The sequence below is a fragment of the Pseudomonas silesiensis genome, assembly GCF_001661075.1.
GTDB lineage: Bacteria > Pseudomonadota > Gammaproteobacteria > Pseudomonadales > Pseudomonadaceae > Aquipseudomonas > Aquipseudomonas silesiensis.
Window position 1 is genome coordinate 2,682,012 of record NZ_CP014870.1, and the last position, 26,428, is coordinate 2,708,439.

A 26,428-nucleotide genomic window follows, 5' to 3' on the forward strand; every position below is an offset into this window, starting at 1 on the left:
TGGGAGCGAGCTTGCTCGCGAAGGCGATCTATCGGGCGCCGTCCAAAGTGCGCCTAACCTTGTCCAGCAATTCATTGATCTGGAACGGCTTGACCAGCATCTCCATGCCATCCCCCAGAAACACCTGGCGGTTGATCGCGGTTTCGGCGTAACCGGTCATGAACAGGATCGGCAACTTGTCCCGCCAGCCCCGCGCCACATCGGCCAGTTCGCGACCGCTCATGCGCGGCAGGCCGACGTCGGTCAGCAGCAGATCGATGGACTCGTCGTTCTGCAACCGCTCCAGAGCGCCTTCGATGTCGCCCACTTGCGTGCAGCGGTAGCCGGCATCCACCAGCACTTCGGCGACGAACATCCGCACCGATGGCATGTCCTCGACAATCAGCACATGTTCACCGCAACCCTGCGGATCCACGCTGGACGGCTGGTTTTCGCTGGCCAGGAGGTCGGCACTGGCGGGCAACATGATGGTGACTTCGGTGCCGCGCCGGGCCACGCTGCGGATGTGCGCGTCGCCGCCCGATTGCCGGGCGAAACCGTAGATGGTCGACAACCCGAGGCCGGTGCCCTGACCCAGCGGCTTGGTGGTGAAGAACGGATCGAACACCTTGCCGATCACACTGTGATCGATACCGGTGCCGTCATCGCGTACCGCCAGGGCCACATACGCACCATCGGCCAGATTGGGATCGCCGTGAGAATAGGCGGCATAGGTGCTGATCCATACATTGCCGCCCTGGGGCAACGCATCGCGGGCGTTGATCACCAGGTTGAGCACGGCGCTTTCGAGCTGGATCGGGTCGACCAGGGCGATCGCGGGCTTGGTGGTCAATTCCAGTTTCAGGGCGATGCGCTCGCCGATGGTACGCACCAACAGTTCCTCGAGCGAACGCACGTGCTCGTTGATGTCCACGGGGCGGGTGTCGAGGGGTTGCTGGCGCGCGAACGCGAGCAGGCGATGAGTCAGGGACGCGGCGCTCATGGCCGAATTCAAGGCCGCTTCGGCGTAGAACTGAACCTTGTCGGTGCGCGAGGCGGCGACCCGCTTCTGGATCAGCTCCAGGCTGGTGATGATGCCGGTGAGCAAGTTGTTGAAGTCATGGGCGATGCCGCCAGTCAGCTTGCCCAACGCATCCATCTTCTGCACTTGCAGCAGCTGGGCTTCGGTGCGTGCGCGTTCGGCGACTTCCTTGGCCAATTGGGTGGTGGCGTCGTCCAGCCGGGCCAGGTGCGAGCGTTCGCGGTGCCGGTGTTCGGTGACATCCTCGACGAACACCAGGCTCAGTTCCGGCGTGCGGTAGGGCGAAATCTGCCACTCGGTATCGCGCACTTTGCCCTGGACCCGCATGGTCAGGGTGCCTTTCCAGCGCTCGCCATAGGCCAGGCGCAGGCGCAGTTCGTCGATGATCGCGTCCTGGTCTTCGGCAAAGCATTCGCGCAGGGCGTCCGGATTGCGGTTGTCCTGGATCATCTGCGCGAAAGCATGGTTGCATTCGTGAATTTTCAGCTCGGCGTCCAGCACGGCGATGGGGGCCGACACGTTGACAAAAATTTCCCTGAACCGCGCCTCGCTGTCACGCAGGGCATTTTCGGTTTCCCGCACGCGCAGCAAGGTGCGCAGGGTGGCCAGCAACACATCCGGGTCCACCGGGTGAATCAGGTAGGCATCGGCACCGGCGTTCAGGCCAGTGATGATGTCGCCGGTCTGGATCGAGGCCGCCGACACGTGAATCACCGGCAGCAGGGCGGTCACCGCCTCGGCGCGCAGTTTGCGCACGATGTCGAAACCGCTCATGTCCGGCAGATTGACGTCGAGGATCAAGGCGTCGATGTTGACGCTGTCGATCAGCTCCAGGCCTTCGCCGCCGGTGCCGGCTTCCAGCACTTCATAGCCGTGGCTTTCCAGGCGCCGTCGCAGGGCGTAGCGGGTCGCTACGTTGTCGTCGACGATCAACAGGCGAATGTCACGTTTCATCGGCGGGCTCCATGGCGATGGCCAGCGGGATGATCACGAAAAAGGTCGAGCCCTTGCCCGGCGTACTCTGAACCCCGACTTCGCCACCGAGCAACGCTGCGAAGCGTTTGCACAGAGACAGTCCAAGTCCGGTTCCGCGAAGGCGTTTCTGCAAGGGTGAGTCGACCTGAGAGAAGTCTTCGAACAATGCGCCATGTAGCGCCGGGGCGATACCTATTCCGGTGTCGCTGACGGCAAAGCGCACGCGGTCGCTGCCTTCCAGCCGGGCCGAGACGCGGACTTCGCCGCGGGTGGTGAACTTCAATGAATTGGCAATGAAGTTGCGCAGGATTTGCCCGAGCTTCTTGTCATCGGTGTAGAGCCTTGGCAAGCCCACCGGCTCTTCGAAAATCAGGTCCACCGCACTGGCGTCGACAATGGGCCGGAACATGCCGCGCAGGGCGGCGAACAGGTCGAACATGTCGAACCAGGCCGGGGAAATGGTGATGCGCCCGGCTTCGATCTTGGCCAGGTCCAGCAAGTCGTCGACCATGTCGCTCAGCTCGCGGGCAGCGACGCTGACGAAGGCCACTTGCTTGTGTTGCTCGGGGCTCAGGGGGCCGTCGAGTTCGTCGCTCAGCAGACCGGTGATGCTCAGGATCGAGCCCAGTGGCGTGCGGAACTCATGGCTCATGTACGACAGGAAACGGCTCTTGAGGTCCGAGGCCTGGCGCAACTGATCGGCCTGGGTGTCCAGTTCGGCGTACAACGCCAGCACCCCCTGGTTGGTTTCATCCAGCTCCTCGCGCAAGGCATTGGCTTCACCCTGTAATTGCGCGATCAGGGCGGCTTGTTCGTCAACCTGACTCATCGGAATCTCAGCCATGGGTTGCCTCCAGAGCAATGACCAACACCGTCACATCGTCCCGTCCACGGCAGAAGTCGCGGTGCAGGATGGCGGCAATCACGGCCGGATGGCGGTGCACCAGGCCGGGGTAATCCTGCAGGTTCCATCGGGACTGCAGGCCGTCGCTGTACAGGATCAAAAGCTGACCGTTCACCTGAGCATAGTCAAAGGGTTGGGCCTTCCGATACTGGCCACCGACGATGCCGGGGTGGGAGGCCAGGCCGCGGGATTTGTCCGGTGCGATCAGGCTGCCGCCGATGTTGCCGATACCGACGAATCGCAGGGCATCGGTGTTGCCGTCGAACTGGGCAATGGCCAAGGCGCCGCCGCGGGTGCCGATCATGGCGTGGTGGATGTCCTCGAGCAGCAACAGCGGCGAAGCGAACGGCGACAGGGCGAATACGCGCTCGCCGGCGCGGGCGGCGCGCTCGGCTTCTTCGCCGTGACCGAGGCCGTCGATCACCAGGGCGCTGATGCGCGGGCCGTCAAATGCCAGGTGCCAGACATCGCCACAGGCTGGATCGTGGTGCAACGCATGCTGGCTGATGCCGAAGCGTCGATCCGGTGTCTTGTCGCTGCGCGGATACAACCGCGTCAGCAGCACAGCGCCCCGGGCGTCGGCATAGGCATCGAACACTTCGGCCTGGCGCGACACCGCCCCAAGACCGATGCCCTGGGTGCCGCCGGTGGAGAACCCGTCGGTCAGGCACGCGTGCAGATCGAAGCCCTGAGCGCGATCGACGGCGAGTATTTCGATCCCGGCACCTGAAGCGCGCGGCAGGACCCTCAGTTGCAGTTCGCCCCGGGTGGCATGCTTGAGAATGTTGCTGGCCAGCTCTGTGGTCACCAGCGCCACACGGCCGGCATCGGTGGCGTCGAAACCGTGTTTTTCCGCCAGTTGCTGCGCGGTGCGTCGCGCGTGGCCGATCTGGCTGCTGTCTTCGATTGGCAACACTTGGGTCATTGACCCGCCCATGTTCACGTCCATCGTGTGATCGTTATGCGAGTGCCTTTGCCGGGCGTGGTTTCCAGTTCGAATTCTTCCACCAGGCGCTTGGCGCCGGTCAGGCCCAGCCCCAGGCCGCTGCCGGAAGTCCAGCCATCGGTCATTGCCAGTTTGATGTCGGGGATGCCCGGACCTTCGTCGCGGAAGACCAGGCGCAAGCCGGTGCGTGCATTCTCGTCGAGAATTTGCCAGTCCATGTCGCCACCGCCGCCATAGACCATGGTGTTGCGCGCCAGCTCGCTGACAGCGGTTACCAGTTTGGTCAGGTCGATCAGGCGCATGCCGCACTCCTGGGCGAGCTTGCGCGCCAGTTGCCGGGCCAGCACCACGTCTTGCTCGATGTGAATCGGGTGAGTGCCGCTGCTACGCGCGGTCATTGCTCGCGTACTCGCGCCTGCAGCAGTTTCATCCCGCGCTCGACGTTCAGCGCCGTGCTGACGCCGGGCAGCGTCAGGCCGAGCTCGACCAGGGTGATGGCCACCGCCGGCTGCATGCCGACCAGCACGGTCTGGGCGTCCATGATTTTCGACAGCCCGGAGATAGTGCCGATCATTCGGCCGATGAACGAGTCGACCATGTCCAGCGCCGAGATATCGATCAGCACGCCGCGGGCCGAGGTCCGGCTGATGCGCTCGGAGAGATCGTCCTGAAGGGTCAGGGCCAACTGGTCATGCATGTCGACCTGGATGGTCACCAGCAGGAAGTCGCCCATTTGCAAGATCGGAATGCGCTCCATCGGCTCAGTCCGCCTTGCTGACAGTGATTCCCAAACGGGTCAGGGCCAGTTTCAGGGCGTCGGCCAGGTTGGCCTTGGTGACCACGCCTTGCAGGTCCAGCCCCAGGTGGACGATGGTCTGGGCGATCTGCGGCCGTACGCCACTGATGATGCAATCGGCACCCATCAGGCGAATCGCGGTGACGGTCTTGAGCAGGTGTTGGGCCACCAGGGTGTCGACGGTCGGCACGCCGGTGATGTCGATGATGGCGATTTCCGAGCCGGTATCGACGATGCGCTGCAACAGCGATTCCATCACCACCTGGGTACGTTGCGAGTCGAGGGTGCCGATCATCGGCAGCGCCAGCACGCCGTCCCAGAGCTTCACCACCGGAGTCGACAATTCCAGCAGCTCTTCCTGCTGGCGCTTGATCACCGCCTCGCGGGATTTCTGGAAGGTGCGGATGGTATGCATGCCCAGGGCGTCGAGCAGTTCGGACACCTCCCAGAGCTGCTCGGCCAGCAGCGCAGGACTGTCCTGGTAATGGTTTTGCAGCATCGCAAACATCGGGCCCTTGAGGGCGAAGATGAAGCTGGCGGTCTGGTGCGAATCCTGGCCGAGGAGGGCACGGCTATGGGAGAGTTTTTCGAGAAACTGGCGAATATCGTCCCAGCCGGAGGATGCGACGTTCTGGTCGTTGCCCCGTTCGAGGCCGGCAATGACCAGGTGCAGGAAATCCGACGTTTCCTGTTTCAGGTCCTGTTCCTTGAGATTGCGGGAGGCGCCTTTGGTTTCGAGGTTTTTCGACCAGTCGCCCAGTAGTTGGGTCCGGTTCGTTTTCATCGCATCGAGTGTGCTGGTTTGCAGTGCCGCCATGGGACTTTGACTCCTTGGAAAGTGTGGCCGATTCTCCAAATATTGATCGGCACAAATCAGTGACATTTGCCGCACGCAATAGTTTTCGATCCTGACAGGTTTTTGCGATTGGCTGCATCTGAGGCCAAGGCTGGTTGAGCGAAGGCGGCCTTGAGCCTGGCAGTGCCCATGCAAACAAGGGGTGGCGTTGACCGAAATCCATCGGTACACCGGTGCGGTGCTCCATCCGATTGAACGTTGCAGGCTGGAACGCCTCGAAACTACAGGGCCGACTGTTTAAACCGCACTTGCAGTGACGAACGAGGTACTTATGAAAGACGACGCGATGACACAGGAACAGGATCAAACGGGGGCACCGGTCAACCGTAATGATCCGGCGATTGACCCGCAGACGCCGATCGAACCGGGTGGGCAGCACCAGGGGCAGACCCCGAAACCGGAAAGCGCCGACCAGGCGGTCGACCAGAAGAACCGCCATACCGATAACGACAATGAATTCAGCCCCGGTTTCAAGCCGAATCCGGACCGGCCGAAGCCCAGTGATGACACCGATGCGGATATCGATACCGACGGCGGCTAGATCGAAACGAGCACACAAAAAAGGCCCCATCCACGGATCGTTAATGTAGGAGCGAGCTTGCTCGCGATGGTCGTCAACGATAACGCGTGATTACTGATTAAACGCGTCGCTCTTGAGTCCATCGCGAGCAAGCTCGCTCCTACATACAATTGGCGTTACTTGCTTGGATGAGCCGCCTGCAGTTTTTTCGCCATGCCCAGATGCTTCTCCAGCGCCGGCAGCATTTTTTGCGCAAACGCTTTCAGCTCGGTTCCACCTTTGACTTTGTCGTCCGTCACTGTGTTGGCTTCTTTCTTGAACAGCTCAATGGTGTCTTCATGCGCCTTGACCTGATTGTTGGCATAGGCCGCGTCGAAGGATTCATCGCGCACTTCAAGGATTTTTTCCTTGGCCTGTTTCACCAGTGTCGTGGTGTCCGGCACCTCGATGTCATTCTTTTTCGCCAGTGCCGCCAATTCATCGTTCGCCTTGCCATGATCGGTGATCATCATGTTGGCAAATGCCTTGATATCGGCCGATTTGCTTTTTTCCAGGGCCAGCCGGCTGGTTTCGATCTCAGCAATGCCGCCCGCGGCCGCGCTGTCGACGAAGTCATTGGAGGTGGCAGCAAAGGCCATGCCCATGCTGGTGCTCAAGGCAACGGCCAGAGTGAGGTGGCGCAGGGTAAATCCGTCCATTGGTTATTCTCCACACAGGTTTTCATGGGCGATCGACTGATCGTTAAGCAATGGAGGGCGACGGGCGGACAAAGGTTTTATCGCTTTCTCGAAAGGACGACGAACGGACACCGCTGGTCTGATAAGCGGTCGACAGAACCGGTCAACCAAGGCCATTCTGATAGTTGGTGAACGCAATCGATCGCGTTTGCCACCGATCAACAAACGGAGGTGTTCCATGCCGGTGACCCATGACCTTTATCAGGACCTGAAACTTACAAAGGAAGAGATCCAGCAAAAACGCACCAAGGATCCGTTACTGGATTCACTGATCAACAAGTATTCCCAGACCGACGCCGAGGTCGTGAAGGCCGAGTCCGCCCAATCGGACGCACCCAGCGATGAAGCTCTGAAGAAGCTCAAGGCAAAGCGTGTGGAGGTCAAGAACAAGATTGTCGAGCGACTTCAAACGCCATCCTGATCCTCCGTATGCCGCCACCGACGACCGGTGACTGAAAAATTGGAACGGGGATAAATACCGGCACCTCGAATGATCAGAGCCCGAATCGACGGCTCCATGCGAGGTGCCCCAATGACCGATCTCACGGGTCACTGCAACGCCGTGCTGAGCGGCAAACGCGCCATATGCTTCGCTTTCAACGACCCGAAATACAACCACTCCCCATACTCGCGAACCGTCGTGATCGGCGAGTAATTGCCGCTGCTCCCGTCCTGCAGATTGGCAATCACCTTGCCTTCCACATCCAGGCCCAGCGCAAACGCACGTTTCTCCACCGGTTTGGGCAACAGGGTCATCGCTCGCACGATCATCTTGCGGGCGAAAGGATGTGCAGCCATGGCATCGAGCAGGGCATTGCGCGGGGCGTACAGTGCCACCCAGAAGCGATCCCGGCCATTGAACGCCAGGTTGTCCGGCAAGCCCGGCAAGTTGTCGATGAACAAGTCGCGGGTGCCGGCTTTCGGTCCGCTCAGCCAGTAACGACTGATGCGATAGGCGCCGGTTTCATTGACCAGCACATAGCGTTCGTCCGGCCCCAGGGTCACGCCGTTGGCAAACTCCAGCTTGTCCATCAGCACAACGGTCTTGCCGGTCTGGAAGTCATAACGCAGTAAACGGCCGTCGCCGCCGTGCTCGATGATCGCCTCGCCGTCCCGGCCATAGCCGAAGCGGCTGGAAGCATCGCTGAAGTAGGCGTAATGCCCGGACTTGTCGATGGTCACGTCGTCGGTGAAGCCAAAAGGCACGTCGTTGGCCTCAGTGGTCAAGGCAATCAGGCGTCCCTGGGCGTCCAGGGACAGCAAGCCCTTGACGCCGTCGGCGATCACCAGCAAGCCGTTGGGGTGGCGGGCCAGGCCCAATGGTCGGCCGCCGGTATCGGCCAGGACTTTGGTGATTTTGCCGTCAAGGCTGGTGCTGATCAAACGACCGTCATGCAGGCCGGTGATGAGCACGTCATCCTCCAGCAGCAAGGCTTCCGGCCCGTCGATGTCAGCGGCGCCGACCCGCTCCACGCCTTTGAGACGCTGATTGTCGGCGTATACCCCGCTGGTCAGCGAAGGCGCAGGCGGCGGAGTCCAGGCTACGGGTTCGACCTGGGTAGGCATCAGCAGCAGAAAGGCACCGATGGCAAGGACCACCAGCAACACGACATGGCGCAACTTGAAGGTTCCACTCACGCGGCGGCTCCTGTCGAAGCCAGGTCTTTCAGCGCCATTTCCCGCAAGGCCTGCAACGACGCTGCCGACTCGCGATCGATGCGACGCCTGAGCAGCAGGCGATTGGCAATGCGCATCCACAGGCCGCTGAATTGATAGTCCAGGGTGCGGACGAATCGCGTGCCGTCACCCTCGGCCTCGCATTCGTACGTCAAGACCAGCGACAAACCGTTATCGCCCTGCGCCCGGGCGCTCCAGCGGCGTCCCGGCAAATACTCCTCCACCACCCAGTGCAAATGCCCCTCGCGTCCCCCCGCTCGAATGTCTTCCTCGAACCGCGACCCCGCATGCAACGCCCCGTCCCGGGCATCGACCTTGAGGGAGGAGGGGTGCCATTGCGGCCAATGGGTCACGGTGCCGGCATAGGCGAGCACGGCAATCGGATTGGCGGCAATATCTATCTGATGCCGCATGCGGGTCATAGGGTGGCTCGTCGAATGCAAGGGCGTTGGCTCCGGTTCCCAATAGAGGGTGCCGAACAGGTAGTCCATCAGCGGGAACACGATGTTGAAGTTGCGCTCCTGCATCAGCTCGCGGCGGTGATGCAGTTCATGCAGGCGGCGCATCTGGCGGATCCACGGCAGGCGGGTGACCGGATTGCCCGGCGGCAGGTGTTCGCAGGCATGGAACACTTCATAGGCCAGGTAACCGAGGACCAGGCAGCCAGCGGACAACCCGCCGACGTTGGCGTCGACTTGTGAAAGCAGCCACCAGAGGGGCAGGGCGATGACGACCGTGTGCACCACGATCAGCCAGGCCGGAAACAGAATCACGCGCCAGTCGCGGGGGCTGTCATAGGTCATGTAGCCGGGAGCAAAGAAATTGTGATGGTCGCCGGCATGCCGGGCGTAGAACATCCGCGCGAAGCTTTTTTTGTGATGGCCGAGGTGGCGATGCACCCGGTACACGGCAAAGTTGAAGAACAACAAGGTCAGCGGCACCGCCAGCCACTGCAGCGGCTGTACCTGATGCACGGTGCTCCAGAATGCAGCGATGGCCAATAAGCCGAACAGCAGCACAAAGGCGCCATGCAGCCACGGGTTATAGAACGGATGGATTTCGGCGCGGTAACGGCTGCGGAATGTTTCGGTGGTTTGCCTCACTGCGTTCACCTGTGGTTATTTTTATAACCAGCAGATTAGCCGATCCCGCTGTTTCAGCCGGGCGAACCTTGAGGCCACAAGCGCCATGCTCCGGTGCAAACGGGACTCAGGCCAGCGGGTTCCAGCGTTGCGACCAGTCATCGTCGGACTGGATGACCTCGCGCAACAGATCGAAAGCCCGCTGCAGGGTCGCCGAGTCGCGGTCGCGGGAGTAGACCAGGTAGGTCGGGTAACTGAACTCCGGGGCTTTTGGCACTTTTTCCAGGACGCCGCTTTCCAGGTAACTCTGGACGACCCGGGTTCGGAAATAACCGCTGCCGCCGTTTTCCAGGATGTACTGCAAGCCCAGTGGGCCGAGGTTGAAGCTCAAGGCGGCCCGGGCCTTTTCCGGCAGCGCGGCATCGTGCTGGCGACGGAAGTCCGGGCCCCAGTCGATGTACACATAGGGATCGGGTCTTGCGACCAGTCGTACCAGGACCAGTTTTTCTTCCAGGACCTGCTCGACTTGCAGGCGCGGCCAATACTCGGGCTGGTAGACCAGCGCCGCATCCAGGACCCCCAGTTCCAGTTGGCGCAGCAGGTTTTCGCCGTCGCGGATTTCCATGCGCAGGGCATGCCCGGGAATCCTCTCCCGCAGTTCCCCGGCCCAGCTGAGCATCAGCGGGTTGCACAGGCTGACTTCGCCACCGATATGCAGCACGTCGTGGTAACCCTCGGGCAATGGCAGGTCCCGGCGCGCGGCCTCCCAGGTCTCTACCAGCTGATTGGCATAGACCACAAAGGCCTCGCCGTTTGCGGTCAGGCGAGCGCCGGCGCGGTTGCGCACGAACAGCGTGCTGCCCAACTGGCTTTCGAGCTTCTGCACCCGCGCGGTAATCGCGGTCTGGGTGACGTGAAGTTTTTCGGCTGCCGCGGCAAGGCTGCCGTGGCGGACGATTTCCAGAAAGGTGCGGGCGAGGTCGATGTCCATGGGCAGGCCGTTGCGGGAGGTGCGCCATTGTAAGTGCAGGCGCACCTCCTGCAAGGTTTAACGATCAACCCGACCCTTTAGGAGCCGGCCTGGCGAACGGCGCCACGGGGTGCGTCAAATTCACCTGCATTCAAAACGCAAAACACGAACAACCAAACGCCCCCCAGAACCCGGCGAAATCGCTGACCGGTGCCGACGACAAACGCGCCCGCTCATGGCTGTGGGCATGCACCGCACAAGCCCCCACGCATTGGTGAACCTGCGCCGTCAGCGGCGCCAGCGGTTTCCAGTGGCCGGGCACGTTAACCACCGGCGACCACTCGGGCACCACAGGCACCGGCGGCGGCCCGAGTTTTTCGAACTCGACGCTACCGTAGACAATCTTGCCGTCGACAATGGTCAGCACCGACTCGATCCATTTCACGGCTTCGTCTTCGATGTGGAAATAGTCCGCCGACAGCGCGATCAGGTCCGCCAGTTGCCCGACCTTGATCTGGCCTTTCTTGCCCTGCTCGGAGGAGAACCAGGCGCTGCCATGGGTGAAGAGTTCCAGTGCGGTGTCGCGGCTCAAGCCTTGCGGGTAGAGCTCCAGCCCGCCGACGGTGCGACCGCTGACCAGCCAATAGAGCGAAGTCCAGGGGTTGTAGCTGGACACCCGCGTAGCGTCCGTACCGGCGCCAACCGGAATGCCTTCGGCGAGCATGCGCGCAATGGGCGGCGTGGCTTCGGCGGCCTTGGCGCCGTAGCGGTCGACAAAATATTCACCCTGAAACGCCATGCGATCCTGGATGGCAATGCCGCCACCCAAGGCTTTGACGCGTTCGATGTTCTGCGGGGTGATGGTTTCGGCGTGGTCGAAAAACCACGGCAAGCCGTCGAACGGGATGTCGCGATTGACCTTCTCGAACACGTCGAGCATGCGGCTGATGGATTCGTTGTAGGTGGCGTGCAGGCGGAACGGCCAGCGCTGTTCTACCAGATGCCGCACCACCGGTTCCAGTTCCTGCTCCATGGTCTGTGGCAGGTCGGGGCGTGGTTCGAGAAAGTCCTCGAAATCCGCCGCCGAGAACACCAGCATTTCCCCGGCGCCATTGTGGCGCAGAAAGTCGTCACCCTGGCCGTAGCGGGAGGTGCCGGTCCAGTTCTTGAAGTCGGTCAGTTCTTCCTTGGGTTTTTGGGTAAACAGGTTGTAGGCGATGCGCACCGTGAGCTGCCGGTCTTTGGCCAGTTGCTGGATGACCTGATAGTCGTCCGGGTAATTCTGATAACCGCCGCCGGCATCGATGGCGCTGGTGACGCCGAGGCGATTGAGTTCGCGCATGAACTGGCGGGTCGAGTTGACCTGGTATTCCAGCGGCAGCTTCGGCCCCTTGGCCAGGGTCGAGTAGAGAATCATCGCGTTGGGACGGGCGATCAACATGCCGGTCGGGTCGCCATTGGCGTCGCGCTGGATTTCACCGCCCGGCGGATTCGGCGTGTCACGGGTGTAGCCAACCACCTTCAAGGCGGCGCGGTTGAGCAAGGCCCGGTCGTAGAGGTGCAGCACGAACACCGGGGTGTCCGGCGCGGCCTTGTTCAATTCATCGATGGTCGGCAGGCGCTTTTCGGCGAACTGGAACTCGTTCCAGCCACCCACCACGCGCACCCATTGCGGCGTCGGCGTGCGGTCGGCCTGGTCCTTGAGCATGCGCAACGCATCGACCAGCGACGGCACGCCTTCCCAGCGCAATTCGAGGTTGTAGTTCAAGCCGCCGCGGATCAGGTGCAGGTGGGAGTCGTTGAGGCCGGGAATCACCGTGCGCCCGTGCAGGTCGACGATTTGCGTGCCGGGACCTTGCAGGGCCATGGCCTGGGCATCGCTGCCGACCACCACGAAGCGGCCGTCCTTGATCGCGACGGCGCTGGCCTGGGGCTTCTTGCGGTCAACCGTGTGCAGGCGTCCGTTGTACAGAATGAGGTCGGCCGGGGCATCGGGCATGGTTTTACTCCCTGCTAGCAAAGGGCTGATCCAGGCACCGACGGCACCTGCCGAAAGGCCTTGCAGTACACGTCGGCGATTGAAGCCGTCGTGGTCGTCAGGTGGGCTCATGGCAATGCTCCGCGCAAAGGCTTTTCAAAAAAAAGCGAGGGCAAACGGCCGATGTCTGACGCATGCGGCCAGAAGGAATATAGACCGCAAATCCACAAGTAGCCGTTTTCCAAGAGCGCAGAACGACGAATCCCGCCTCGAGGGGCGGGATTCGTTTGCAGCCAGGCGTGCCCCCGAAGGACGGGAACGACGTGCTTAGGCCGGGAACAGCTCGGACAGTTTCATGGCCAGCATCATGTCGCCTTCGGCGCGCAGTTTGCCGCCCATGAAGGCTTGCATGCCGTCGGTTTCGCCGCTGACGATGCCTTCCAGGGTTTCGCCGTCCATCACCAGGGTCACCTGGGCGTCCGGGTTTTCGCCTTCTTGCAGCTCGCAGGTGCTGTCCTTGACGATCAGCGAGAAGTTCTTGGTGTCGTCGATGCGGAAACCGAATACCAGGTCCAGACCGGCAGCGGCGGCTGGGTTGAACTTGGCTTTCATTGCTTGTACGGCATCAGCTACGGAGGTCATGGTTCGATCCTTTCTTGGGTATTAGAGCTGGGTGGTTACAGCCAGGGTCACAATAGTCCGGACTCAGCGAAACGTGATGAGTTCCGGGGCCTTCAACAGTTGCAGGTGCGCCTGACTGTTGAAAGAAGACAGTGCCACCTCGCGCCCACGAAACTTCAGCAGGTTGAGCGAGGTGTTGACGATTTGCCAGTTCAGTTCGAATGCCTGGCGGGCCGGCATTTGTGTAATGAGGTGGAGCAGGGCAGTGATGGTGCCGCCCGAGGTGAACACGGCGATCTTCTGGGTGTTGTCGGCCTGTTCGAGAATACGCTGCAGACCGGCTTGTACCCGCTCGACAAACCCCAGCCAGCTTTCCAGCCCGGGTGTGTCAAAAGTCCCGGCCAGCCAGCGCTCGATGATCAGCGCAAAGATGCGCTGGAATTCGGCGCGGTTTTGCGTGGCATTGCGCAGGATGTCCAGCGCTTCGGGTTCGTCTTCCAGCATGGCTGGCAGCAGCGCGCGGATCACCGCGTCGGCGTCGAATTCGTTGAAGGCGCAATCGGTTTCGACAATCGGCACCGGCAGGCCCACGGCGACGAACTGTTCCAGCGCGCTGTTGGCCGTGTGTTGCTGCCGGCGCAGGTCGCCCGAGAGACAGCGATCGAAGCGGATGCCCAGCCCGGCCAGGTGTTGGCCGAGGACTTCTGCCTGGCGTATACCGGTCGGCGACAGGACGTCATAGTCGTCTGCACCAAAGGAGGCCTGGCCATGTCGAATCAGGTAGATACTGCCCACGTCCGCGTCATCCCGGTACGTTGAAGTTCCGGCGAGGTTATGAGGATGGCGGTGAGCTGTCAATGAAAAAACATACGCTTGTTTGAAATGCCTGTTCCAGCCTTGTTGCTAGAGTTTTCACGACTGGTCGCCGGGACCGCGCATGGGTATGCTGAGGGTATCGCGCGCGCGTTTATGCAGCGCATCGTATTGAAGGAGTCATTGTGGAGTTTTTTGCCGAGTTCGCCATTTTCCTGGCCAAGACCGTGACACTGGTGGTCGCCATCCTGGTGGTGCTGGCCAGTTTTGCGGCGTTGCGCAGCAAAGGTCGACGCAAGACCGCCGGCCAGCTGCAGGTCAGTAAACTCAATGATTTTTACAAAGGGCTGCGCGAGCGCCTGGAGCAGACCCTGCTTGACAAAGACCAGCTCAAGGCCCTGCGCAAGGTCGAAGCCAAGACCGAGAAAAAGCAAAAGAAAAAGCCCGAGGTCAAGTCCCGGGTGTTCGTGCTCGATTTCGACGGCGACATCAAGGCTTCGGCCACGGAAAGCCTGCGCCATGAAATCACCGCGCTGCTGACCCTGGCCACGCCCAAGGATGAAGTGGTGCTGCGTCTGGAAAGCGGTGGCGGCATGGTCCACAGCTATGGCCTGGCGTCCTCGCAACTGGCGCGCATTCGCGACGCCGGTGTGCCGTTGACCGTGTGTATCGACAAGGTGGCCGCCAGCGGCGGTTACATGATGGCGTGCATCGGCGAGAAGATCATCAGTGCACCCTTTGCCATTCTCGGCTCGATCGGCGTGGTGGCGCAGCTGCCGAACGTCAACCGCCTGCTGAAAAAGCACGACATCGATTTCGAAGTCCTGACTGCCGGCGAATACAAACGCACCCTGACCGTATTTGGCGAAAACACCGAGAAGGGCCGGGAGAAGTTTCAGGAAGACCTGGACATCACTCATCAGCTGTTCAAGAACTTCGTGTCGCGGTACCGCCCGCAACTGGACATCGACAAGGTCGCCACCGGTGAAATCTGGCTGGGCATCGCGGCAATGGACAAGCAGCTGGTGGACGAACTCAAGACCAGCGATGAGTACCTCGCCGAGCGGGCGAAGAAGTCCGAGCTGTATCACCTGCATTATGCGGAACGTAAAAGCCTGCAGGAGCGCATCGGCATGGCGGCCAGCGGGTCGGTAGACCGTGTCTTGCTGTCCTGGTGGAGCCGTTTGACTCAACAACGCTTCTGGTAAAGAACCTCATGAACGCCTTGTTGCCGGTTTTCGGCAACAAGGCGCTTGGCATTCATGAATGGAATCCGGTGCGGTATATATATATTTTAAAGCATTGGAATGTTGTTTGTTTGTTCTTGTTGTTCATCGGTTATTCGAACTTTTATCAGAAAATGCTCAACGTTAATCTGGTTGTCCAAATCAGATTCAAGGTTGTTCAACATGACGGTAAAAACGAATAACACAGCGTTGGATAGCATGACGCCAGAACAACAAGGCGCCTTCTTCTCGCATATAAAAAAACAGGCTCCCTCCTGGCTGCTTGAGTCGCCCTCCGATGTCCGCGCAGCCCTGCGCAAGAGTCTTTTGGCAAGTTACCGCACCCGACGTGCGGTGGCCGATGCCTTGGGCGAATTGAAATCCCCTGAAAGCTTTTGTACACCCTTGTTGGCCAAAGCCATGTCAGACAAGTTGGGCGAGCCGCTTGATATAGCAGGCGTGGTATTTCAGCATGTGCGCTCGACGTCGAGCTTGCTGGGGTTGAAGAAAAAGCTGATCACGCCGATTGACCGCGATCTGTTGATGGCTGCCTGCGAAAATTTCGAATCCAGCGAGACGGTGTCGGGAAATTATAACGACAACTCGTTGCTTTATATTCCGGAACGTATCAATGGGCGGTCCAGCAAGATCCTGTCAATCAAGCCCCATGAGTTTGCGCAACTGTGTCGAACGCTGGACTTGGGTAAGCAGTACCAAGCCCACGTCAAAGCCGTGTTGGAGGCGGAGCAGTTGCGTATTAAACATCAAGCCTATGCAAAAGACCGGTTTGAAGTCGATATGCATATCGCGTTCATGCGGAAACATATCAGTAAAGATGTTTATGACATGCTGAAGCTGGTCAAGGACAGCGCTTCATCGATCAAGTTGGGTAATAACACGCTAGGTTATCAAGGGTTGGAGTTGCTGGAGGTAAAGCTGCATGGTGCAATCTTTGTTGGCCCTGTCAGTGAACATGCAGACGATGATTACCGATGCGTGGTTTACCTGCCGGGTGACCCTTTGCACCCTCTGAAGGAATATACGTCGTTCAAGGATTTTGAGACGCAATTGAGCAGGCGCCTTAGAGACGCCGATTTTCGCCAGTTCTTCATGCGTTTCATTCTGCTGAGGGACCGATCTGGTTTTCACACGGCGCTGGATAAGCGGCTGTTAAATGTCAATACAACACCTTTGCCGAAGGACAGTGTTTTCGTACCGGTTGAAGGGTTTGATCTGGACGATGATGTGTTCCTGACCCTGTTTCACCAACGCTCGGCCCATATGATCGCCGATGCGCGATTGCGGGTGGTGCCAACGGATGACGAGGATGAAAAAACCCGCCTGGCCAGGTTGGAGACGTATAAAACCATCGGCCTCAACACGCTGCTGTTCTTCAGTTCCTTCATACCGGTGGTGGGTGAAGTCATGTTTGCCGTCGCCGGGCTTCAATTGCTGGCAGAGGTCTACGAAGGCATCGACAGTTGGTCCCGGGGGGAGCAGGAAGAAGCCACCGACTACTTATTCGATGTCATCGAAAACCTGATTCTGATGGCGGCAACGGCCGCCGCCGGCAAGTTGGTGGGCAAAGGGTACAAGGCCGTCAAATCTTCGGATTTTCTCAGTCGATTGAGGGCCGTCCCGGTTGGCTCCGGTTCCGTTCGCTTATGGAAACCCGACTTGAAAGCTTATCGCCAGCACTCAGTCGTGCCGGGCAAACTCCCTGCCGATAAACAAGGGCTCGTGAAGTGGCGTGAGCGTCAGTACTTGCGAAAAGGGACGGATACTTATGCCGTGCGTCCCGTTCAAGGCACCGACCTGTGGGAAATCGAGCAGCCGGGAGCATCAGGACGCTACTCCCCGGTGATGGAGACCAACGGCGCAGGTGCGTGGCTACACGACTCCGAACTGCCGCAGAAATGGAATCTGCTCACGTTGTTTCGACGCCTGGGCTATCGCGAGGAGGATATCCCGGACACCGAGGGATTACAGATTCTTGCCGCCAGTGGCCTCGACGAACCGCTGTTGCGCCAGCTGTATCCGGACCGCAGCAAGCCCATGGCGACGCTGGTCGACACCGTTCGACGCTTTCGCGCGGATAAAGCCATCAACGGTTTCATGGAGCACATGCGTCTATCGACCACCGCGCCGCAGGCTGACGCCGACCTGCAGTTGTATCTGCTGACATCCGCAGGTCAATGGCCTCGGGGAACAAAGGTGAGCATTACCGATATTACCGGTGGGGAAATCAAGCAATACGGGCAGGCTTCGGCGTCTCGACAAATCAAGATCTCAGAAGATCTTTTCAACAAAGGGCAGTTTTACCCAGCGTTGCTGAAGGGGCTGGACACGGCGCAGCGTACGACCCTGATTGGCTCGGCGACGGGCGAAACGCTTCAGGCCCAATCGCTGGCCAACGTGATCTCGGCGCGAGCAGAGGGCCAGCGGTTGTCGCTGTTCGACCGCTTCTATCAGCGCTCCAATGTGATCGCCGAGACGAAGGCCGCGCCTGTCCTGGAGCAGTTTGCCGAACTGCCGGCCAGTGTCGCCGACGAGCTGGTACAGAATGCCGACACCACGGAATGGCAGCAGCTCGAAGACGCCAAAATGCCGCTACGGCTGGCCGAAGAAGCCCGGCGGTATGCGCAGATAGTGCGCCTGAACCGGGCTTATGAAGGGCTGTATCTGGACGCGGTCAGCGGGCTGGACACGGACCGATTGGTGCTCAACACCCTCAAACATTTACCGGGCTGGCCAAACGATGTGTTTGTCGAGATCGTTGAATGTGCGATGCACGCTGATGAACGGGCCAGCATTGGATCAAAAGACGCTACACACAAGCTCTTTATCGAAGCTCACGCTGACCGTTTTGAAGCGTCCGATGCCAGTGGGAAAAAGCTGCTCACGCAGCCGAACCGCACCCGCGCGCATTTTTTTCAAGCGCTTTGGGAAGGCTTGCCCGTCACTACGCGCAAAGCGCTGGGGGTCGAAGCGTCAGACGCCGGCGTGGCGTTAAGGGAAAAAATCACGGCACTGGCCTTGCAGCGTCGTGATGTCATCGCGGGGGCCATCGGTATCGAGCCGATACGCACCGGTTACAGATCGCCTATGGGCCTGGCTGACCGGTTGGTCGCAAAAGCGATTTTATTGGGACTCCCGCCGGCGGGCGAGCCCTTGCCGCGTTCACCGGCCCTGCTGCAGCGGGCCGAAGAGCTCTATACCACTCACTCGCCAACGCAGATCGAACATTTTCTGAGAACATTAGGCTCCGACGAAGTGGTGGCCATCCAGAAACTTGAGGCGCTGCGCCAGGAACATCAGGCTATCCTCGATGCGCTGCAGCGCTGGGTCAATCGCGACACCCACTATCAGGATGACGACGGGCCACGGCTCAGGGTTCCTCAACACAGCAAGGTACGAGCCGCGCAGTCGATTTTGCGCGCCTGGCGCAAAGAGGGCAGTGTCGTGCCTGACACCCCGGAAATGCTTTACACACTGAGTTTCGATGCGCAGGCACTGGGGGATATCCCGACGATGATCGGTAACTTCAATCATATTGGCGCCCTGGAGATGGATGGAGTAGGGGCCAGCGCCGGATTGAATGCATTTCTGCGCAACTTCACCAATCTGCGCACACTGAGCCTGACCGGCAATCAATTGACCCGAATCCCTCAGGCTATCGCGGCCATGCCCAAGCTTGAGCACCTGGACTTGAGCGATAACCGGATTCAACTGACGTCCGAATCGATCCCGTTGCTCAATGGCCTGGAGCGTCTGCAGACCCTCAACTTGAGCTTCAACCCGGCGCTCGGGCAAACGCCGACGGTCACGGCCCTCAAGCAACTGCGGCACCTTGGCTTGCGTGGTACGAAGATTGTCGATTGGCCGGTCGGGGTCAATGATCTTTCGGAACTGCAGACACTGGATCTGCGCGACAACCTCATCGCACACATCCCGGAAACCGTTTACCAGGCTCGGTCCGCCTTGAACTTCGGCACAAACGTCGATGGCAACCCACTTTCAGCGTCGAGCCTGAAGGCGCTCGCCGCCTATCAGCAATCCAACCGCATCAGCCTGGGGATTCTGGCCGCCGATTACCTCCAGATCGCCGCCGTGCAACCGGATGTCGCAAGGCGCGGTTCGATCTGGATGAGCGGACTGGCCGGCGCTGAATTGGCCCGTAAAGAATCACTTTGGAGCTCATTGTCGTTGTACCCAAGGTCCAGGGATTTCTTCCATATGCTTGCCCGGCTACACGACACCGCAGATTACGACCTGATGCAAGTCGATTTGACTGAACGGGTATGGAACGTGCTGGAAGCGGCCGGCGAAGATGACGCGTTGCGACGCACCTTGTTTCAAGCGGCTCGCATCGGCCGGGTGAGCGCCGTAAACGCCGCGGCGTTGTTCAACGATATGGTGGTGAGGGTCTTGTGTTATCGAGCCGTGGTTTCGGCTCGCACTGGAAATCGTACGTTGGAGGGGGAGCTGGTGCGGCTGTTGAGAGGCCTGTTTCGACTGCAACAGGTGGAACGGCAGGCCATGATCGAGATCGGTCGCCGCACGTTGTCCGGACCCTTCAGTCGCGCCCAGGCGCGGGAGCTCGAGCTGATTTACCGCGTGAGGCTGGCGGAACGCCTTGAGCTGCCTGCCCAGCCCAGGGAAATGAATTTCGTTCGGGACGTCGACGTATCCCCCGAGGCGCTCGAGAGCGCTTATCAAGAGGTCGCCAAAGCCGAAAACTCCGCGGAGCTGCTGGCCTCGATCAATGCCCGAACGTTCTGGTACGAATACCTTCTGGAAACTCATCAGGAGGCGTTCGACACCCTGTCCCAGCGCAGTGCCCAGGCCTTTGCCCAACTGGAAGCGCAAGTCGCCTTGACGCATGACACCGCGACCCAGCGCCTGAACGCAATCGTCGAAAACTTTAAAAACGACACCGTGCAATTTTTCGAACGCTTGACCGTCGCCGCCTTGGAGAGACATCCGGGACTGCCGCTGCCCGCCGAGGAGCTGCCCGCCGAGGAGGTGTCTGATGAATGAGCGCCCTCATGATCAAGTAGCCGCCCCCCATCCGACACCGACCTGGCAAATGCGCAACGATCTGAAAGGCATCGTCGACCTCGCGCTGCCACAAACCCCCGACCAGTTCGGCGAACACCAAATCAAGCAAAAATGGGGGCAGGGTATCGACCCGCAGACCACTCTTTTGGTGACGCTCGATTACGACTATAACGGGCATCCCGCACAGGGGGGCATCCACCAGGGGCAAGTGGCAAGTTCCCGATCTCTGCTGCAAGCGCTGCTGTTCAACGAGCAGACTGTCGGTGACGGGCAATGGGGTGAAACCGCATTCGGCTTGTACACCCCGCCTGACATTGGCCCGGATGTTCGCCTCGTGGCGCAGGTCGACGAGTTCGCCTACCAGGGTATCGGTAATCACCAGACCTATGAAGGCATCTATCGACAGACCGTTCCGCAAATCTACGGACCCTCGACGCAGATCGCCCTGAGGCCGGCTGATTTCAAGAAGTGGGTCTGGGAGCTGGATCTGCAGGATCGGTACAAGGATTATCTCGATCAAGCGTGGCCCTCGGACGAGGTGCTCATGGCTGCGGCGCCTTATGCCTTGAGAACGTCGGTCAAGGCGGCCTTTGTGATGAGCGCCTGGTTGCAGCTGCATGAACAACGACTGACTCAAAAAGGCCTGGAACTCGCTTTGGAGGCCGCAGGACTGCCGCCGGATCAAACATGGGAATCGCTGACGATCAACCCGCTTCAAGCACCGACCCCGATCCTTTCCACGGTCCAGGCGAGCCGCTTGAAACTGTATCGTTATACCGCGACCGACATCTGGATCTTCCGTCGTTCATCCTGCCCCCGGGTATTGATGTACATCCCCGGCAATTCATCACCGCTGCATGACTTCACCGATGTCGGGCAACTGCATCAATGGGTTGTCGCGCAGGGACGCGTCGACGAAATGAAGCAAGCACTGGCTGCTCACTTTGCCGAGGAAGATCGCGCAGACGGCACCTTCCACGCCGGTGTACTGACCGCGCTGGCGGGCATGGCGATCTATCCTGGAATGCACCGGCTCACCCGGGAGGCTGGTTTTTTCAACAACGATGGCTATTGGGATCCTGCCGAGTACATCGGCTTTGATGACGCGCCAGCAGGTACCGACCCTTTTGCGCAGCTGGTGCTGACGATGAAGCAGGCCGCGTTGGCCAGCGTCAAAATCATACGGGACGATGCCCAGGTCAACCGCGACAATCTGAGCGCGGTGGTCGAACCTGTCGTGCAATGGGTCAACCGGTTCGGTCCGCTGGCTTTGTTCATTCCTGGTGGCGATGGATTGCTCGCGTTAGCGGGGCTTATCGATGCCGGTTACGGACTGGACCAGGCAATCAACGGCACAACGGCCAGCCAGCGTTCGCAGGGTGTGACGCGCACGGTGTTTGGCTTGCTCAACGCACTGCCCATCGTCGGCATCGCAGGCGCGGCGGAGCGCGACGCGATTGATGTCGCACCGCTGAAGGATCACCGGGCCAGCGATCCTTCAGCGGCACCGGATAGTGCGCCCGCACTTGAGCCATCCCTGACAACGCCCATCCTTCCCGTACCGACCCGGCTGGATCTGCTACGCGGAATCGGGCCGTCGGTGGCTACCTTCAGCGATGAAATACTTGCCCGCATCGGCAAGGTCTGTGCGGTCGATGACGACATGCTGCGCCTGATGAACACCGGGCGCCCGCCGACGCCGTTGCTGGCCGATACGATCAGCCGATTCCGGATCGATCAGGATCTCGAGTCGGCAGGGCGCCCGGAGCTGTTCAACAGCCGGTATGAAGCCCTTCAACAGTCGGAGCATGAATGGGTCCGGATGTTCCAGCGTGAATACCCGGGCCTGCCGAAAAGCGCCATCGAACAAATGCTCGACCGCTATGGCGTGGACATCCGGATACCACCCGATGCCGGCGAGGCCGTGCACCTGTTCAAGCGCCTGGACAGCAAGGCTCGCCAATATCAACAGCATGTGTGGCTCAACCGGGCTTATGAGGGCTTGTACCTGCGGTCGGTACGCCATCCGCAGGCAGACACACTGGCCTTGCACTCGCTGAAAAACCTGCCCGGCTGGCCTGCAAATGTGTGCATTGAGGTGCGGGATCAGTCGGCCATCGGGCGTGTGCTGGACCGTACCGGGCCGCTCGATGCTCCGCACGTTCGGCGACTGGTCAAGACGGGCGATCACTATCTGCACCAGGATCTGCAAACGGACTTCTACGGTGCAGTTCTCGGGTTATTAACCGACGATGAGCGTTCAGCGTTGCAGCTGATGTCGCTTGATCCCGCCAGTGAGTTGCGGCTGAAAATCGGCGACCGGGAGTTATCCAGGTCTGAATTCATGCTCGGATCGGCAAGGAAAGACAGCGGATTGCCCTTCGAACGCCAGGGCCTCAGAGGCGGCTGGTTTCCGGACCCGCCGCCGCCCGGGGCGTTAAGGCACCAATTGATGAGGGCGCAGGTCAGGGACCTTTACCCCGAATACTCCGATGCCGATGCCGATGAATGGCTACAGCGGGCGGGGGCGAGCGCCCAGGCACATCTCGACGCTTTGCAGGACCAGCTCCAGCAACTGAACACGGATTTGAACAGTTGGATCGATCAGACGACCGACGACGTCGAAGACATGGACCTGCTTTTTCTCGATGCCGCTGACATTGAAGCGCAGGGGTTGAGTGAGGAGGAGATCGAGGCGCGCAATGTGACCTTGCTGCATGACACGATTCAGGTCGAACGCGATATGAGAGCTGAATTGGCCGATGAAATGATCGCCATCTGGCAAAGACGTGCCCCGCAGGAAAAGAGTCATTATTCAGGTAGTTACCTGAACGGATTCACGATGAACATGGATTTTGAAGATTACCACCGATTACCCGGGCTGAATGTTCGTCTCGACGCCGTGACCGAGTTGTCGATGCGGGGTTTTCACTTGTTCGAGCGCGAAACCCTGAATGATTTCCTCGAGAATTTTCCAAAGCTGCGCACCCTGAATCTGGAAAATGTCGACCTCCGTCTTCACGATGACGGCGGCAATCTGGTCAGTTCCATTCCGCCTGCCATGCTTGAGCTGCGACATCTGACGTCGTTGAACCTGCGGTCCACTGAAATGGCGTTCACGGAGCCGATGGCCTCGCGACTCAAAGAACTGACTCAGCTCCAGAGACTGGATTTGAGCGACAACCCGCTGGTCATTCCTCCCTTGCTATTGGGCATGAATGACTTGCGTTGGTTGAACCTGAGAAATACGCGCATCAGCAAATGCCCGATCATCATGCTGGGCCAACCGTACATGGACCTGCTGGACCTGCGACATAATCAGATCACGCGGGTGCCACCGCCCATCATGAACCAGGCCATCACCCGTGAGCGGGTCCTGCTGCAGGGCAATCCGTTGACCGACGAAGATACCCTGTTGCGCCTGGTGGAACATCGGCAGCGAACAGGCATCAACCTCTGGTTAAGCGAACCCGGGCCTGACTACGGCAGCGTCAACGAATGGGTACGTGTGGCCGACGAGGCCGACGAAGCACAACGACATGCCAGGATTCTGATCTGGCTTCGGTTAGCCGACAAACGCTTTGGCGAGCGCTTCCTGAGGATTATTGACAGACTGACTCTGACGGCGGATTTTCGCGTGGACTATCTGACGCTTCAAGCGAGGGTCTGGCGACTGCTGGGCGAAGCGGATGCGTCAGAGGAGTTGTGGAGGCTTCTGGCGCAGGATGTCGAAGTGGCCGAGGTGGATGCCGATAATCCGTTGGCGATTTTCAGCGTGCTGGAAGACCGGGCGAAGCTGTTCCGGGATTGGGTGGCGATGCGGCGACCGTTTCCGTTAGACGCGAACTAAGGGGGGGCCTTGAACCCCGGGCGGGGTTCAAGGCTTGACAATCAGCGGCGACGGAACAGCGGCAGCGGTTCGTCGGTGGCGGCCTGATAGGTCACCGAAAAGTCCTTGAGGCTTTCCAGCGCTTCGTACGGGTCTTTGTCGGCGCGCAGTGCAAAGGCATCGAACCCGCAGCGACGCAGGTAGAACAGCTGATCGCGCAACACATCGCCGATCGCCCGCAGTTCGCCCTTGAAGCCATAACGGTCACGCAGCAAACGGGCGTTGGAGTAGTTACGACCATCGGTGAAGGCCGGGAAGTTCAGGGCGATGACCTGGAACTGATCCACGTCCTCACCGATTTCCTCGGCTTCTTCATCGGCATCCAGCCACACGCCCAGGCCGCCATCGCGGGCCTTGAGCATACGGCTGTGTTCGCGCCACAGCTGCAGCGGGACGATGTAGTCGTCGCAGTTGCTGATCTCGTCGATGTTGAAGTCCTTGGGCAGCAAGTGCCAGGTTTCGTCGACGACCTCGTTGTTCTTAATTATTCGCTGCATAGACGCGCTCCTTGAAGAGGTCGATGCCAATACGCTGATAAGTGTCAATGAAACGCTCGTCTTCGGTACGTTGTTCGATGTACACGTCGATCAGCTTCTCGATCACATCAGGCATGACGTCCTGGGCGAAGGACGGGCCGAGGATCTTGCCCAGGCTCGCATCGCGGGTGCCGCTGCCACCCAGGGACACCTGGTAGAACTCTTCGCCTTTCTTGTCCACCCCGAGGATGCCGATGTGGCCGACGTGGTGGTGGCCACAGGCGTTCATGCAACCGGAGATGTTCAGGTCCAGTTCGCCGATGTCGAACAGATAGTCCAGGTCGTCGAAACGGCGCTGGATCGATTCGGCGATCGGGATCGACTTGGCATTGGCCAGGGAGCAGAAATCGCCGCCCGGGCAGCAGATGATGTCGGTCAGCAAGCCGATGTTCGGCGTGGCGAAGCCTTGCTCGCGCAGTTCACCCCACATCTCGAACAACCGGCCCTGTTCCACGTCGGCCAGAATGATGTTCTGCTCGTGGGAAGTGCGCAGCTGACCGAAGCTGTAACGCTCGGCCAGGTCGGCCACGGCGTCGAGCTGTTTGTCGGTGATGTCGCCCGGGGCAACGCCGGTCGGCTTCAGCGACAGCGTCACTGCCACATAGCCCGGTTTTTTGTGGGCCAGGGTATTGCGGGTGCGCCAGCGCGCAAAGCCCGGGTGCTGCTTGTCGAGCTTGGCGAGTTCGGCGCTCTGGTTGTCCAGCGCCTTGTACTCGGGGTCGACGAAGTGTTTGGCGACGCGATGCACTTCGGCCTCGGTCAATGTGGTCTGGCCACCGCGCAGGTGTTCCATTTCCGCTTCGACTTTTTGCGCAAAGACTTCAGGCGTCAAGGCCTTGACCAGAATCTTGATCCGCGCCTTGTACTTGTTGTCACGACGGCCGTAGCGGTTGTAGACCCGCAGGATGGCGTCGAGGTAGCTCAACAGGTCCTGCCACGGCAGGAACTCGTTGATGAACGCGCCCACTACCGGTGTACGGCCCAGGCCGCCACCGACCAGCACGCGGAAGCCGATTTCGCCAGCGGCATTGCGCACCGCTTCCAGACCGATGTCATGGACTTCGATGGCGGCACGGTCCGAGGTGGAACCGTTGATGGCGATCTTGAACTTGCGCGGCAGGTAGGCGAATTCCGGGTGGAACGTCGTCCACTGGCGGACGATCTCGCACCATGGGCGCGGATCGATCAACTCGTCCGCGGCGACACCGGCGAACTGGTCGGTGGTGACGTTGCGCAGGCAGTTGCCGCTGGTCTGGATCGCGTGCATCTGCACGGTCGCCAGTTCAGCGAGGATGTCCGGGATGTCTTCCAGCGCCGGCCAGTTGAACTGCACGTTCTGCCGGGTACTGATGTGGGCATAGCCCTTGTCATAGTCGCGGGCAATTTTGGCCATCATTCGCGTCTGGCGCGAAGTCAGCTGGCCGTAAGGCACCGCCACCCGCAACATCGGCGCGAAACGCTGGATATAAAGCCCGTTTTGCAGGCGCAAAGGGCGGAATTCTTCTTCGCTCAGCTCGCCTGCCAGATAGCGTCGGGTCTGATCACGGAACTGCTTGACGCGGTCCTCGATGATCCGCTGATCGTACTCGTCGTATACGTACATATAAGTCCTGTTCTCAGGCTTGGGCCGGTCGGATCCAGCTGCGTTGTTCGCCTGCTGAAGTCTCCGATACTGCCTCGGCAATTCTGCGCGCACGGCCGCGCACTCCCAACGGAGCCGGGGCAAGATACCAGTTTGTAGTTATGCGCAAAAGTGATGTTTGAGTATATGTAAAGAACCAAAAGGACTAATGAGATTCGTTGTTGCAAAACCCCCGGTT

Annotated in this window: 20 protein-coding genes; 5 read left to right on the forward strand and 15 right to left on the reverse strand. The window is 60.0% G+C overall.

Annotation, left to right across the window (positions count from 1 at the left end; genetic code table 11):
• Nucleotides 1–28: 28 nt before the first annotated feature.
• The 6 genes from PMA3_RS12125 to PMA3_RS12150 are packed head-to-tail and all read right to left on the reverse strand — an operon-like array spanning nucleotide 29 to nucleotide 5,459.
• Nucleotides 29–1,975: a response regulator gene (locus PMA3_RS12125; protein WP_064677375.1), complete on the reverse strand. Its 1,947-nt coding sequence runs from the start codon at nucleotides 1,973–1,975 to the stop codon at nucleotides 29–31.
• Nucleotides 1,965–2,840, reverse strand: coding sequence for a sensor histidine kinase (locus tag PMA3_RS12130; RefSeq protein WP_064677376.1), 876 nt, complete (start codon nucleotides 2,838–2,840; stop codon nucleotides 1,965–1,967). The genes PMA3_RS12125 and PMA3_RS12130 overlap by 11 nt, the downstream gene beginning before the upstream one ends.
• Nucleotides 2,833–3,849 (reverse strand): ATP-binding protein, encoded by a 1,017-nt coding sequence (locus PMA3_RS12135; RefSeq protein WP_420848674.1) that lies wholly within the window; start codon nucleotides 3,847–3,849, stop codon nucleotides 2,833–2,835. Before PMA3_RS12135 ends, PMA3_RS12130 begins: the two co-directional genes overlap by 8 nt.
• A complete protein-coding gene (locus PMA3_RS12140) occupies nucleotides 3,840–4,244 on the reverse strand; it encodes an anti-sigma regulatory factor (protein WP_064677377.1) in 405 nt (134 codons plus the stop codon). Before PMA3_RS12140 ends, PMA3_RS12135 begins: the two co-directional genes overlap by 10 nt.
• Nucleotides 4,241–4,603, reverse strand: a complete 363-nt coding sequence (locus tag PMA3_RS12145) for an STAS domain-containing protein (protein ID WP_059405963.1) — start codon at nucleotides 4,601–4,603, stop codon at nucleotides 4,241–4,243. The genes PMA3_RS12140 and PMA3_RS12145 overlap by 4 nt, the downstream gene beginning before the upstream one ends.
• 4 nt (nucleotides 4,604–4,607) lie before the next feature.
• Nucleotides 4,608–5,459, reverse strand: a complete 852-nt coding sequence (locus PMA3_RS12150) for an STAS domain-containing protein (RefSeq protein ID WP_064677378.1) — start codon at nucleotides 5,457–5,459, stop codon at nucleotides 4,608–4,610.
• A 310-nt stretch (nucleotides 5,460–5,769) separates the two neighbouring features.
• Between PMA3_RS12150 and PMA3_RS12155 the strand changes: the two genes are divergently transcribed.
• A complete protein-coding gene (locus PMA3_RS12155) occupies nucleotides 5,770–6,039 on the forward strand; it encodes a hypothetical protein (protein ID WP_064677379.1) in 270 nt (89 codons plus the stop codon).
• 155 nt (nucleotides 6,040–6,194) lie between these two features.
• Here the strand turns inward: PMA3_RS12155 and PMA3_RS12160 are convergent, their stop codons facing one another.
• A complete protein-coding gene (locus PMA3_RS12160; RefSeq protein ID WP_064677380.1) occupies nucleotides 6,195–6,716 on the reverse strand; it encodes a DUF4142 domain-containing protein in 522 nt (173 codons plus the stop codon).
• A 217-nt stretch (nucleotides 6,717–6,933) separates the two neighbouring features.
• Between PMA3_RS12160 and PMA3_RS12165 the strand changes: the two genes are divergently transcribed.
• Complete coding sequence (locus PMA3_RS12165; protein WP_064677381.1) at nucleotides 6,934–7,176, forward strand: DUF465 domain-containing protein; 243 nt, start codon at nucleotides 6,934–6,936, stop codon at nucleotides 7,174–7,176.
• Nucleotides 7,177–7,304: 128 nt separating this feature from the next.
• Here PMA3_RS12165 and PMA3_RS12170 read toward each other — a convergent pair whose 3' ends face one another.
• The 6 genes from PMA3_RS12170 to PMA3_RS12195 form a co-directional block, all read right to left on the reverse strand.
• Entirely contained in the window at nucleotides 7,305–8,393 is a 1,089-nt protein-coding gene (locus PMA3_RS12170; RefSeq protein ID WP_064677382.1) for an SMP-30/gluconolactonase/LRE family protein, read from the reverse strand.
• The gene (locus PMA3_RS12175; RefSeq protein ID WP_064677383.1) at nucleotides 8,390–9,535 is read right to left on the reverse strand and encodes a sterol desaturase/SRPBCC family protein; all 1,146 of its coding nucleotides are present in this window, start codon (nucleotides 9,533–9,535) and stop codon (nucleotides 8,390–8,392) included. The genes PMA3_RS12170 and PMA3_RS12175 overlap by 4 nt, the downstream gene beginning before the upstream one ends.
• 106 nt (nucleotides 9,536–9,641) lie before the next feature.
• Complete coding sequence (locus PMA3_RS12180) at nucleotides 9,642–10,505, reverse strand: LysR family transcriptional regulator (RefSeq protein WP_064680684.1); 864 nt, start codon at nucleotides 10,503–10,505, stop codon at nucleotides 9,642–9,644.
• A 130-nt stretch (nucleotides 10,506–10,635) separates the two neighbouring features.
• Nucleotides 10,636–12,483 (reverse strand): amidohydrolase, encoded by a 1,848-nt coding sequence (locus tag PMA3_RS12185; RefSeq protein WP_064680685.1) that lies wholly within the window; start codon nucleotides 12,481–12,483, stop codon nucleotides 10,636–10,638.
• 306 nt (nucleotides 12,484–12,789) lie between these two features.
• The gene (locus PMA3_RS12190; protein WP_008154977.1) at nucleotides 12,790–13,104 is read right to left on the reverse strand and encodes an SCP2 sterol-binding domain-containing protein; all 315 of its coding nucleotides are present in this window, start codon (nucleotides 13,102–13,104) and stop codon (nucleotides 12,790–12,792) included.
• Between the two features lie 63 nt (nucleotides 13,105–13,167).
• Nucleotides 13,168–13,878, reverse strand: a complete 711-nt coding sequence (locus PMA3_RS12195; RefSeq protein ID WP_064677384.1) for a histidine phosphatase family protein — start codon at nucleotides 13,876–13,878, stop codon at nucleotides 13,168–13,170.
• Between the two features lie 203 nt (nucleotides 13,879–14,081).
• Here PMA3_RS12195 and sohB point away from each other — a divergent pair, with 203 nt between their 5' ends.
• The 3 genes from sohB to PMA3_RS12215 all read left to right on the forward strand — a co-directional run bounded on the left by sohB (nucleotide 14,082) and on the right by PMA3_RS12215 (nucleotide 24,033).
• Nucleotides 14,082–15,104, forward strand: a complete 1,023-nt coding sequence (gene sohB, locus PMA3_RS12200) for a protease SohB (RefSeq protein WP_064677385.1) — start codon at nucleotides 14,082–14,084, stop codon at nucleotides 15,102–15,104.
• Between the two features lie 201 nt (nucleotides 15,105–15,305).
• Complete coding sequence (locus tag PMA3_RS12210) at nucleotides 15,306–20,162, forward strand: NEL-type E3 ubiquitin ligase domain-containing protein (protein ID WP_064677387.1); 4,857 nt, start codon at nucleotides 15,306–15,308, stop codon at nucleotides 20,160–20,162.
• Nucleotides 20,155–24,033 carry a dermonecrotic toxin domain-containing protein gene (locus PMA3_RS12215; RefSeq protein ID WP_064677388.1) on the forward strand — a complete coding sequence of 1,293 codons (3,879 nt, stop codon included), beginning with the start codon at nucleotides 20,155–20,157 and terminating at the stop codon, nucleotides 24,031–24,033. Before PMA3_RS12210 ends, PMA3_RS12215 begins: the two co-directional genes overlap by 8 nt.
• Nucleotides 24,034–24,074: 41 nt before the next feature.
• Here the strand turns inward: PMA3_RS12215 and PMA3_RS12220 are convergent, their stop codons facing one another.
• Both PMA3_RS12220 and PMA3_RS12225 read right to left on the reverse strand, forming a co-directional pair.
• Entirely contained in the window at nucleotides 24,075–24,569 is a 495-nt protein-coding gene (locus PMA3_RS12220; RefSeq protein ID WP_064677389.1) for a DUF934 domain-containing protein, read from the reverse strand.
• Entirely contained in the window at nucleotides 24,553–26,211 is a 1,659-nt protein-coding gene (locus PMA3_RS12225; protein ID WP_064677390.1) for a nitrite/sulfite reductase, read from the reverse strand. The genes PMA3_RS12220 and PMA3_RS12225 overlap by 17 nt, the downstream gene beginning before the upstream one ends.
• Nucleotides 26,212–26,428: the final 217 nt, after the last annotated feature.